This is a genomic window from Methyloversatilis sp. (assembly GCF_051861465.1).
Classification (GTDB): domain Bacteria; phylum Pseudomonadota; class Gammaproteobacteria; order Burkholderiales; family Rhodocyclaceae; genus Methyloversatilis.
Map to the genome: position 1 here is coordinate 1 of NZ_JBHYCQ010000003.1, position 10,547 is coordinate 10,547.

The following is a 10,547-nucleotide window of genomic DNA, read 5'->3' on the forward strand; positions in this document are numbered from 1 at the left end:
CGTCGCCCAGTTCGGCAACGAAGCCTGCAATCGTCGTGAAGTGCGGCGCGCTGTCGCCCGAGACGGCCATGAACAGCACGTTGTTCCGGCAGGCGCCGGCAATGGAACGCGAACTGATGAGCCCGCGAGAGTAGGCGAGCAGCACGATCTTGAGCAGCACTGCCGGATCGAAGGCCGGTGCGCCACCGGCGTCGTTGGTGCAGCGGGAACGGAGGGTGGAGAGATCGAGCTCGTTGTCGACCAGATGGCAGAGCGCGAACTCGAAGGTGCCGGGACGCACCTGCTGCGCGAAATCGACCGGGATGAGCTTCAGACCGTAGTCAGGCGTCTTGAAACGCGGCATCGCAGGGCTCCGTCGAAGCGATGACCGATCATAACCACGGCATGTAAACGGACGATGAAGCGGGTTTTTCTACAGCCTCAACGTTTGACATGAGCGGCGGGCAACGGCGCCGCCAACCGCGACGGAGCGCGAAAACGTTGCCCGCCATTGACTGTCCGCTCGATGGAAGGGTTAGGCGTCACCGGTGGTCTAGTGGTGATACGTGATGTTGAAGGACTTGTACCCGACCTCTGGAGCGACAGCCTGATGTAGACGCACCGCCAATGGCTCGACCAGTGACCAGAGTGGAAATTGCTTCATACCGGTCTTAATGTACCGGAGGCCTTGATGTTCGTTCAGCCCAACAAGCATTCGCATAGCGTCGGCGTCAGTAGGCAGCTCTTTGAAAATGGAAAGTAGACCAAGCTCCTTTGCCTTCCTATGGCAGGCATGCAGATCGTGCCCGTACTTCGGGCCACGAAGGTCCTTCACGGTCATTCCCTTGTGACGCAGATAGGCCTTCAGCGTCAGCTCGATGCCGTGCATCGCAAGGAAGTACGCCGGGATCGGGGAGATGTGTGTGGCCGTCGGATCGTTGCGCTCGACCAGCATCGCAGCTTCGATGTACTCATAAGCGTACCGCGCGAGCCCAATTGCTGTCGTACGCTCCTCATCCATCAGTTGCTTCTGCATTCGTGCGGTGTACTCGCAGGTGCGGGTGTGTGCTGCTTGAGTGTCCTGTGCGGCCTAACGTAGAAATCACCTGCGGCCGAAGGCGGTCAGGTGGATTGCCGGGTTATGCGTAACGGCCAATCTCATAGCCTAGACGCCTTATAAAACCAAACCAGCGCTCGCAGATCGAATGACAACTGAAGCATGGCGACAAAGATCATGGTCCCTACCAGGAAATAACCTACACCCGACATAATGGACCCGGTTGCCAGCGAAGGAATGGATGCTAGAGCCACGCCAAACAATGGACCGAGAGCAATAGCCTTTGTATTAACGTGAGCAGGCCTTCTTTCAACTTGCTTGAATATGAGCCAAATTGCCAGCGAGACTGAGGCAACATATGGAGTAGCAAGAAGTGCAAGGGAAACTAATGCCCCGCTATGTGAAACCACGAAATACGCGGTGAGGGTCAAGAGACAAACGCCGACAGCCTGGCTAATAAAGGACCACACACGAAAACCAAAGTAGTCTTTAGAAGATGTCCGAAAAACGTAGTGGCCAACAATGCCGTTTAAGAACAGCAAAGTGCAAAAGGCATAAACGTAGGCGCCCCAGACTTGATTAACGGGCAGAACCATTGCTGCAATGAACCCATTAAGGACGCACGATGAGATGGCTAGGTCTCTCAAATGCGTGAATGGCATCAACGGATCTGGGGAGTGGTGCGGAAAAGGCTGAGAAAGATCAATGTGACGCATAACTTTGTTTTCTGGCGCAGTTTTGCGCCATAACTCCGGAAGCTGCTGGGTAAACGGGCTGCAATGATCGGCAGGAAATGACCTTGCCATGCAGGTTTTGTCGACCTATGCTGTGTATTTATACAGCATTAAACAGCGATGAAAAACCTCACCCGTCCGCTTCCGCCCCTGAAATCGGTTCGCCTGCTGGATCAGCTGCGCGAACGGATACGTTACCTGCATTACACCATAAGCACCGAGCAGACCTATGTCTATTGGGTGAAGGGTTTCATCCGGTTTCATGGGGTGCGCCATCCGGCCGAAATGGGGCGGGCGGAGATCGAGGCGTTTCTGTCGTGGCTGGCGAATGAGCGCCGTGTGGCCGTTTCGACGCACAAGCAGGCACTGTCGGCTTTGCTGTTTCTCTACGTCAAGGTGCTGGGCGTCGACCTGCCGTGGATGAATGACATCGGGCGGCCGCGCACGAAGCGTCGCCTGCCGGTGGTGCTGACACCCGCCGAAGTGGCCCGCCTGCTCTGTCTGATGGAGGGCGAACATCGCCTGCTCGCTCAGCTTCTGTACGGCACGGGCATGCGCATCAACGAAGGTCTGCGACTGCGCGTGAAGGACATCGATTTCGAGCGTCGCACGGTCATCGTGCGCGAGGGCAAGGGCGGCAAGGACCGTGCGGTGATGCTGCCCGAGAGCCTGATTCGGCCGCTGCGCGAGCAGCTGGCGCGCGCCCGGGTGCTGTGGGCCGACGACTGTCGCTGCGGCCGCGCGGGGGTGGATCTGCCGGATGCACTGGCTCGCAAGTACCCGCGCGCGAGTGCATCGTGGGCGTGGTTCTGGGTGTTTCCGCAAGCCGATGTGTCGGTCGATCCGCGTAGCGGCGTAGTGCGCCGCCACCATATCTATGACCAGACTTTTCAGCGCGCATTCAAGCGGGCGGTGGTTCGCGCCGGGCTGACCAAACTGGCAACGCCGCACACGCTGCGCCATTCGTTCGCCACTGCGCTGCTGCAGTCGGGCTATGACATCCGGACGGTGCAGGAACTGCTCGGCCATGCCGACGTGGCGACGACGATGATCTACACGCATGTGCTGAAGGTGGGCGGCGGCGGGGTGCGCAGCCCGATGGATGCGCTGCCTGCGCCGGAGCTGTCACCCTGAGGCGCGCAGGCGGCAAGCGGGCGATCACTCCGGCGTGCGCGGTACCTCTTCATGCACGCCGCGGATCACCTTCCTCAGGCAGAACAGGAAGCCGGCCACGCCAAGCAGGGCCAGCGGCAGGGACTGCCACAGCGGCCAGCCGCCGTTGTGACTGTCATCGATGACATTGACCAGGCTGAGCGTGATGCCGGACATGCCGACGATGGCGAAGGCGAGGGCGGCGAAGAAGAAGAGGACGCGCATGGTGTGGGGTATCCGGTAAAGAAGGGCGGGGCGCAGTCAGGGGTGCTGTCAGGGGTGCTGTCAGGGGTGCTGTCAGGGGTGCTGTCGGGGTGCGGTGTCGATGTGCGCTGTCGGTATGTTTTCGAAGTGAGGTTCGGGCCGTTTACATGGGGGCTGGACTTGGTGGAGCAGTGACTGCGGATGCTGGCCTTGCGGAGCGGCCTGTGGGAGCGGCGATCCACTGCCGGCCCTGCATGGCCGGCCGGCTCTGCGGGCGGCGAGCAATGCTCGCCGAAACCCCCGCTCCGCCCTCGCCGCGATCTTCACTTCGATCAGCGACCATCGCGGCACTATCGCGGCGAGGCCGTCGCTCCTACAGGCCCTCCTACCGGCCGCTGCCACCACAGTCACGCTCTCACGAGTACCCCTCCGAAAGCCGCTCGGGACGCTGCGCCCGTACTTTCGGTACCGCGCGCTCAGCCGGCGAGCTTTTTCTTCAGCAGTTCATTCACCTGCGCCGGGCTGGCCTTGCCCTTGCTGGCTTTCATGACCTGGCCGACCAGCGCGTTGAAGGCCTTGTCCTTGCCGGCGCGGTACTCCTCGACCGATTTCGGGTTGGCGGCGAGCACCTCGTCGATGATGGGTTCGATGGCCGACACGTCGGTCACCTGTTTCAGGCCCTGGGCTTCGATGACGGCGTCGGCCGTCTGACCTTCGCCGCCCCACAGCGCTTCGAACACCTTCTTGCCCATGTTGTTCGAAATCGTGCCGTCGGCGATGCGCGTGACCAGGCCGGCGAGCTGTGCCGGGCTGACCGGGCTGTGCGCGATGTCGCGCTCTTCGCGGTTGAGCCGCGCGGCCAGTTCGCCCATGACCCAGTTCGCCAAAGGCTTCGCCTGCGCCGCGCCGACGACGGCCAGCGCATCGAGGTAGTACTGCGCCATTTCACGGCTGGCGGTCAGGCCGGCGGCATCGTAGGGCGACAGGCCGTAGTCGGCCTGCAGCCGGGCCGACAGTGCGACCGGCAATTCGGGCATTTCGCTGCGCACGCGTTCGATCCAGTCGGCGGCGATGAACAGCGGCGGCAGGTCGGGGTCGGGGAAGTAGCGGTAGTCATGCGCGTCTTCCTTGCTGCGCATGGCGCGGGTTTCGCCGGTGTCCGGGTCGAACAGCACGGTCGCCTGCTGGATCTTGTGGCCGTCTTCGATCTGTTCGATCTGCCACTGGATTTCAAAGTCGATCGCCTGCTGCATGAAGCGGAAGCTGTTCAGGTTCTTGATTTCGCGCCGCGTGCCGAGCGGCTCGCCCGGGCGGCGCACGCTCACGTTGGCGTCGCAGCGGAAGCTGCCTTCCTGCATGTTGCCGTCGCAGATGTCGACCCAGCGCACCAGCGCATGCAGCGCGCGCGCGTAGGCCACGGCTTCGGCGCTCGACGTCATGTCCGGCTCGCTGACGATTTCCAGCAACGGCGTGCCGGCGCGGTTCAGGTCGATGCCCGACATGCCATGGAAATCTTCGTGCAGGCTCTTGCCGGCGTCTTCTTCCAGGTGCGCGCGGGTCAGGCGCACGACCTTCTCGTAGGCCTTCTCACCTTCGCCGACGCGTATCGTCAGCGCCCCACCCTGCACCACCGGCAGTTCGTACTGGCTGATCTGGTAGCCCTTCGGAAGGTCGGGGTAGAAGTAGTTCTTGCGTGCGAACACCGAACGCTGCGCCACTTCGCCGCCCACCGCGAGGCCGAAGCGGATGGCACGCTCGACGGCGGCGCGGTTCATCACCGGCAGCACGCCGGGCAGTGCCAGATCGACCGCGCTGGCCTGCACGTTCGGCGCGGCGCCGAACGCCGTCGGACTGCCGGAGAAGATTTTCGAGGTCGTGTTGAGCTGGCTGTGTGTCTCCAGCCCGATCACGACTTCCCAGTTGGCTCTGCTCATCGCGTTCTCTTTCCGTCTCTTTCCGTCTTGCGGTTACCGGCAGGTGCCGGTCTTGCGGCTCACCAGGGTGGGCCACAGGTATTCATGCGCGCCCGGCGTGCATTGGCTGGCGCAGTTCTGATACGACACCGTGACCTGGTCACCCTGTTCCCACATGCGCACCGTGCACGCGCCGGCGACCAACGTCGGCGACGGCGTGAAGGTGGTCTGCCGGAACGTCGACAGGTCAAAACTGCAGCGGCCCTTGCTGCCCATGTCGACCTGCGACCAGAATTGCTGCACGCGCGACGCCTGCACGTCGAGCACCAGCCGGCCTTGGGTGCCCACGTCGTCGCGGTAACTGCATTCGGTCTTCACCGCCAGCGGCCGTTCCGGGATCGGCAGCGGCTTGCTGCTCTTGATCGGCGGCGCTGGCCGTCTGGCTTCCGGCGCGGTCGTCGGCGTCGGCGCGGGCTGCGGTCGCGTGGTGGTCGACGGTTGCGGCGCGAATGGCGCACAGCCGGCGATCAGTGCCACCGCCAGTGCCCCCGCGAGCGGCAGCCCGCGCAGCCGCGGGCAGGTCACAGCAGACTGTCCCGCAGCGCACGCAGGCCGTCCGGCATGGTGAGCGATTGCGCGTCCCAGCCTTCGATGCGCAGCACGTCGTCGAGTGCGGCTTCGAGCACTGCATGGGCGTGCTCGGCCGCCTCGGCGATGCGCCGGTGCGTGTCGGCCAGCTGCGGCATTTCGTCCATGCAGTTCAGCTGGTACTGGTGCAGCTTGCGCAGCTCGATCATCTGGGTGGCGACCTGGGCCGGGCAGGCACACATGTAGATGCCCGCCTGCTCGAGGATGTGCGTGAGCTGTTCGCTGTTGTAGCGGTAGCGCTGTGACGTGCTCATGGTGACTTACCGGGGTGGCGTGCGCAGGTGCCAGTCGGTCGCCTGCTGGAAGCGGTGTGCAGCGCCCAGCATGCGCGCCTCGTCGAAATAGTTGCCGACGATCTGCAGACCGATTGGCAGACCTGCGGGCAGGCCGCCGGCGCCGAAGCCGCACGGAATGCTCATGCCGGGCAGGCCGGCCAGATTGACCGAGGTGGTGTAGATGTCGCCCAGATACATCGACAGCGGATCGTCCGCCTTGTCGCCGATGCCGTAGGCAACGGTCGGCGTGGTCGGGCCGAGGATGAGGTCGCAGTCGCGGAAGGCGGCCTGATAGTCGTCGGCGATCAGCCGGCGCACGCGCTGCGCCTGCAGATAGTAGGCGTCGTAGTAGCCGTGCGACAGCACATAGGTGCCGATCAATATGCGCCGCTTCACTTCCTCGCCGAAGCCCTGGGCGCGCGTCTTGGCGTACATGTCGTTCAGGTCGCGGTACTCGGGGGCGCGATAGCCGTAGCGCACGCCGTCGAAGCGGTTCAGGTTGGAACTGGCTTCGGCCGGCGCAATCACGTAATAGGCCGGCACGGCGTAACCGGAGCGCGGCAGGCTGACCTCGACCGTGGTGGCGCCCAGCGTGCGGAAGGTGGCCAGCGCGGCGTCGACCGCGGCACGCACGTCGTCCGACATGCCTTCGCCGAAGAATTCCTTCGGCACGCCGATGCGCAGGCCGGCCAGCGGGGCGTCGAGGGCGCGCGTGTAGTCTTCCGGCGCGCGTTCCAGGCTGGTGGCGTCGCGCGTGTCGAAGCCGGCGAAGGCGTTGAGCAGCAGCGCGCAGTCTTCCGCGGTGTGCGCCATCGGCCCGCCCTGGTCCAGGCTGGAGGCGTAGGCGATCATGCCCCAGCGCGACACGATGCCGTAGGTTGGCTTGATGCCGGTGATGCCGCAGAACGCGGCCGGCTGGCGGATCGAACCGCCGGTGTCGGTGCCGCTGGCCGCCGGTGCGATGCCCGCCGCAACCGCCGCCGCCGAACCGCCGGACGAGCCGCCGGGCACGGCGTCGAGCTGCCAGGGGTTGTGCACCACGCCGTAGTGGCTCGACTCGTTGGTCGAGCCCATGGCGAACTCGTCCATATTGGTGCGACCCAGGGTGACCAGACCGGCCGCGCGCGCGCGCTCGATCAGGCCGGCGTCGTAGGGCGCGGCGAAGTTCTCCAGCATTTTCGAGCCACAGCGGGCGTGCCAGCCGGTCTGGCAGAAGATGTCCTTGTGCGCGATCGGCACGCCGGTCAGCGGACCGGCCTGGCCGGCCGCGCGCAGCGCGTCGGCGGCGCGCGCCTCGTTCAGCGTCTGCGCCTCGTTCAGTTCGACAAAGGCATTCAGCGCCGGATTGGCCGTGCGGATCTTCGCCAGGTAGTCCTGCGCCAGTTCGACCGCCGACACGTCGCCGGCCGCGAGCCGGGCAGACAGCTGCTTCACGGTGTCCATCGTTCGATCACTCATTCAATCACCTTCGGCACCAGATACAGGCCGTTCTCGACGGCCGGCGCGACCGCCTGGTAGGCGCTGCGGTGATCGGTTTCGCTGATGGCGTCGTCGCGCAGGCGCAGCACGAGGTCGGTGGCGTGCGCCATCGGCTCGACGCCGGTGGTGTCGATCGCCTGCAATTGCTCGATCAGGCCGAGCATGGAGCCGAGTGCGTCGCGGGTGCGTTCGAGCTGGCCGTCGGCAAGCTCGATGCGCGCCAGCTTCGCGATGTGGCGGACTTGTTGGTCGGTCAGGGACATGGCGGGGCTGTGTGGGTTGCCGGATGCCGGGGCACCCGCGGACAAAGATGTTTCAGTTCAAGGGGTCGGGGTGTGTTGGGTTATCATTATGAACTATTCAGGCTGCCCGCCCGGCCGCTGCAAACACCTCCGGCCGCGCCCGGCGCATCGAGGCAGCTCGATGTCACCGCCGGGTGAAGACTGATCCGGCCCAAACCCGTACAGACCGCCTGCGGTCGCTTCCACATAAGACACTTCATGTTCGGTTTCCTGCGTTCCTATTTCTCCAACGATCTGGCCATCGACCTCGGCACCGCCAACACGCTGATCTACGTGCGCGGTCAGGGCATCGTGCTGGACGAACCGTCGGTCGTCGCCATCCGCACCGAAGGCGGCCCCAACGCCAAGAAGACCATCCAGGCCGTCGGCCTGCAGGCCAAGCTCATGCTCGGCAAGACGCCCGGCAACATCACCGCCATCCGGCCCATGAAGGATGGCGTGATCGCCGACTTCACAGTGACCGAGCAGATGCTCAAGCAGTTCATCAAGCGGGTGCACGATTCGCGTCTTTTTTCGCCCAGCCCGCGCATCATCATCTGCGTGCCGTGCGGCTCGACCCAGGTCGAGCGCCGCGCCATCCGCGAATCGGCGCTCGGCGCCGGCGCGAGTCAGGTCTACCTGATCGAGGAGCCGATGGCCGCAGCGATCGGCGCCGGCCTGCCGGTGTCGGATGCCACCGGCTCGATGGTGGTCGACATCGGCGGCGGCACGACCGAAGTGGGCGTGATTTCGCTCGGCGGCATGGTGTACGCCGGTTCGGTGCGGGTCGGCGGCGACAAGTTCGACGAAGCCATCATCAATTACATCCGCCGCAACTACGGCATGCTGATCGGTGAAACCACGGCCGAGGCGATCAAGAAGGAAATCGGCTCCGCCTTCCCGGGCTCCGAAGTGAAGGAAATGGAAGTGAAGGGCCGCAACCTGGCCGAAGGCATTCCGCGCAGCTTCACCATTTCGTCCAACGAAATCCTCGAAGCGCTGACCGAGCCGCTGAACCAGATCGTGTCGGCGGTGAAGAGCGCACTCGAACAGACGCCGCCCGAACTGGGCGCCGACATCGCCGAGCGCGGCATGGTGCTGACCGGCGGCGGCGCGCTGCTGCGCGACCTGAACCGGCTGCTGATGGAAGAAACCGGCCTGCCGGTGGTGGTGGCCGACGACCCGCTGACCTGCGTGGTGCGCGGTTCGGGCACCGCGCTGGAAAAGATGGACCAGCTGGGCAGCATTTTCGCCAACGAGTGACGCGCCGCATGATGGCTCACCGGTCCCTGCCCGCCGCCTCGACGGTGCCGCGGGACCGGCACCGCCCGCGCCGCGGGCACGCTTCGACCCCCCTGGTTTCCTGATTCATGGCTTCTCCGGTCGCCGGACATTCCCCGCCCCCGTTCTTCCGGCGCGGCCCGGCGCCGCTGGTGCGCCTGGTGGTGCTGGTAAGCGCCGCGCTCACGCTGATCGTCGTCGATCACCGCCTGAACTACCTCGAATTGCTGCGTCAGGGCCTGTCGGTGGTCACCACGCCGCTGCAGGTCGCCGCCGGCATGCCGGTCACCGGTGTGCGGTCGGCCGGTGAATACTTCGCCGACCTCGCCCGGCTGCAGGCGGAAAACGAGGACCTGCGCCGCGAACAGGTGGCGCTGGGCACGATACGGCTGCGCCAGGAACAGCTCGACATGGAAAACACCCGCCTGCGCGCGCTGCTCGACATGCGCGAACGGGTACAGGTGAATGCGCAGGTGGCCGAGGTGATCTACGCGGTGCGCGACCCGTTCTCGCGCCGCGTGGTGGTCGACAAGGGCCTGACCCAGGGCATCGAACCGGGCAGCCCGGTGGTGGACGACATCGGCGTGATCGGCCAGGTCACGCGGGTCTATCCGCTGAATGCCGAAGTCACGCTGATCTCCGACAAGGACCAGGCACTGCCGGTGCAGATCGCCCGCACCGGCGTGCGCGCGGTGATGTTCGGCGCCGGCAGCGGCACGCTGGAACTGCGTTATCTCGCGACCGACGTCGATCTGCGCGAAGGCGACCGCATCGTCACCTCGGGGCTGGACGGCGTCTTCGCGCCCGGCCTGCCGGTGGCGCGCGTCAAATCGGTCGACCGCGACGGCTCGGGCGGCTTCGTGCGCATCCTGTGCGTGCCGCTGGCCGGCGTCGAATCGCATTCCACGGTGCTCATCATGACGCCCGGCAAGCCGGTGCTGCCGACCACCGGCACCGATGCCACGGCCGCGCCCGCCGGCAGCGCCCCCGCGCCGGAGGCGGTCAAGCCATGAACCAGCCCAGTTTCAGTTCGCGCCGCATCCTGCGCCCGGTCAGGCCCTGGTTCATCTGGCTGTCGCTGGTGTTCGCGCTGCTGCTCAACCTGATGCCGCTCGGCCGCACGCCGATGCTGCCCGACTGGGTGGCGCTGGTGCTGTGCTTCTGGTGCGTGCGCGAGCCCTTGCGCGTGGGCATGGGCGCGGCTTTCGTGTTCGGCCTGCTGATGGACATCGGCTATGGCAGCCTGATGGGCCAGCACGCGCTGGCCTATGTGCTGCTCGCCTACACCGCCGGCACGTTTTCGCGCCGCATCCTGTGGTTCGGACCGCTGCAGCAGTCGCTGCACGTGCTGCCCATGCTGGTCGGCACGCAGCTGGTCATGCTGTGCGTGCGCCTGTCGACCGACGCGGAATTCCCCGGTCTGGGCTATTTCGCCGGCAGCCTCATCGCCGCGCTGCTGTGGCATCCGATCAGCTTCGTGCTGCTGCTGCCGCAGTACCGGCCGGAGGACAAGGATGAAAACCGGCCGATCTGAGCGCGCTGCG

At 65.2% G+C, this 10,547-nt stretch carries 13 protein-coding genes; 4 read left to right on the plus strand and 9 right to left on the minus strand.

Features of this window, described 5'->3' with window-relative positions; translation table 11 throughout:
• The 3 genes from ACTIFF_RS04620 to ACTIFF_RS04630 form a co-directional block, all read right to left on the minus strand.
• Nucleotides 1-343, minus strand: a 343-nt coding sequence (locus ACTIFF_RS04620) for a transposase (protein ID WP_439535775.1), incomplete at its 3' end; no start/stop codon positions are given.
• A gap of 189 nt (nucleotides 344-532) precedes the next feature.
• The gene (locus ACTIFF_RS04625; RefSeq protein ID WP_439535776.1) at nucleotides 533-1,015 is read right to left on the minus strand and encodes a hypothetical protein; all 483 of its coding nucleotides are present in this window, start codon (nucleotides 1,013-1,015) and stop codon (nucleotides 533-535) included.
• Between the two features lie 122 nt (nucleotides 1,016-1,137).
• On the minus strand, nucleotides 1,138-1,842 hold the full coding sequence (locus tag ACTIFF_RS04630) for a hypothetical protein (protein ID WP_439535777.1): 705 nt from the start codon (nucleotides 1,840-1,842) through the stop codon (nucleotides 1,138-1,140).
• A 48-nt stretch (nucleotides 1,843-1,890) separates the two neighbouring features.
• On the opposite strand from ACTIFF_RS04630, the gene ACTIFF_RS04635 reads away from it, so the two are divergent.
• Nucleotides 1,891-2,904, plus strand: coding sequence for an integron integrase (locus ACTIFF_RS04635; protein ID WP_439535778.1), 1,014 nt, complete (start codon nucleotides 1,891-1,893; stop codon nucleotides 2,902-2,904).
• Nucleotides 2,905-2,928: 24 nt separating this feature from the next.
• On the opposite strand, the gene ACTIFF_RS04640 is transcribed toward ACTIFF_RS04635, so the two are convergent.
• The 6 genes from ACTIFF_RS04640 to gatC form a co-directional block, all read right to left on the minus strand.
• The gene (locus ACTIFF_RS04640) at nucleotides 2,929-3,147 is read right to left on the minus strand and encodes a hypothetical protein (RefSeq protein ID WP_305633133.1); all 219 of its coding nucleotides are present in this window, start codon (nucleotides 3,145-3,147) and stop codon (nucleotides 2,929-2,931) included.
• Nucleotides 3,148-3,602: 455 nt separating this feature from the next.
• On the minus strand, nucleotides 3,603-5,060 hold the full coding sequence (gatB, locus tag ACTIFF_RS04645; protein WP_439535779.1) for an Asp-tRNA(Asn)/Glu-tRNA(Gln) amidotransferase subunit GatB: 1,458 nt from the start codon (nucleotides 5,058-5,060) through the stop codon (nucleotides 3,603-3,605).
• A gap of 33 nt (nucleotides 5,061-5,093) precedes the next feature.
• Nucleotides 5,094-5,624, minus strand: a complete 531-nt coding sequence (locus ACTIFF_RS04650) for a hypothetical protein (RefSeq protein ID WP_439535780.1) — start codon at nucleotides 5,622-5,624, stop codon at nucleotides 5,094-5,096.
• Nucleotides 5,621-5,941: a hypothetical protein gene (locus ACTIFF_RS04655; RefSeq protein ID WP_439535781.1), complete on the minus strand. Its 321-nt coding sequence runs from the start codon at nucleotides 5,939-5,941 to the stop codon at nucleotides 5,621-5,623. Before ACTIFF_RS04655 ends, ACTIFF_RS04650 begins: the two co-directional genes overlap by 4 nt.
• 6 nt (nucleotides 5,942-5,947) lie before the next feature.
• Nucleotides 5,948-7,420 carry an Asp-tRNA(Asn)/Glu-tRNA(Gln) amidotransferase subunit GatA gene (gatA, locus tag ACTIFF_RS04660; protein WP_439535782.1) on the minus strand — a complete coding sequence of 491 codons (1,473 nt, stop codon included), beginning with the start codon at nucleotides 7,418-7,420 and terminating at the stop codon, nucleotides 5,948-5,950.
• Nucleotides 7,417-7,704, minus strand: coding sequence for an Asp-tRNA(Asn)/Glu-tRNA(Gln) amidotransferase subunit GatC (gene gatC / locus ACTIFF_RS04665; RefSeq protein ID WP_257079279.1), 288 nt, complete (start codon nucleotides 7,702-7,704; stop codon nucleotides 7,417-7,419). Before gatC ends, gatA begins: the two co-directional genes overlap by 4 nt.
• Nucleotides 7,705-7,941: 237 nt before the next feature.
• Between gatC and ACTIFF_RS04670 the strand changes: the two genes are divergently transcribed.
• From ACTIFF_RS04670 to mreD, 3 genes are all read left to right on the plus strand, one after another.
• Nucleotides 7,942-8,985, plus strand: coding sequence for a rod shape-determining protein (locus tag ACTIFF_RS04670; protein ID WP_069038948.1), 1,044 nt, complete (start codon nucleotides 7,942-7,944; stop codon nucleotides 8,983-8,985).
• Nucleotides 8,986-9,092: 107 nt separating this feature from the next.
• Entirely contained in the window at nucleotides 9,093-10,016 is a 924-nt protein-coding gene (mreC, locus tag ACTIFF_RS04675) for a rod shape-determining protein MreC (RefSeq protein ID WP_439535783.1), read from the plus strand.
• Complete coding sequence (mreD, locus tag ACTIFF_RS04680) at nucleotides 10,013-10,537, plus strand: rod shape-determining protein MreD (protein ID WP_439535784.1); 525 nt, start codon at nucleotides 10,013-10,015, stop codon at nucleotides 10,535-10,537. The genes mreC and mreD overlap by 4 nt, the downstream gene beginning before the upstream one ends.
• The last annotated feature ends 10 nt before the right edge of the window (nucleotides 10,538-10,547 follow it).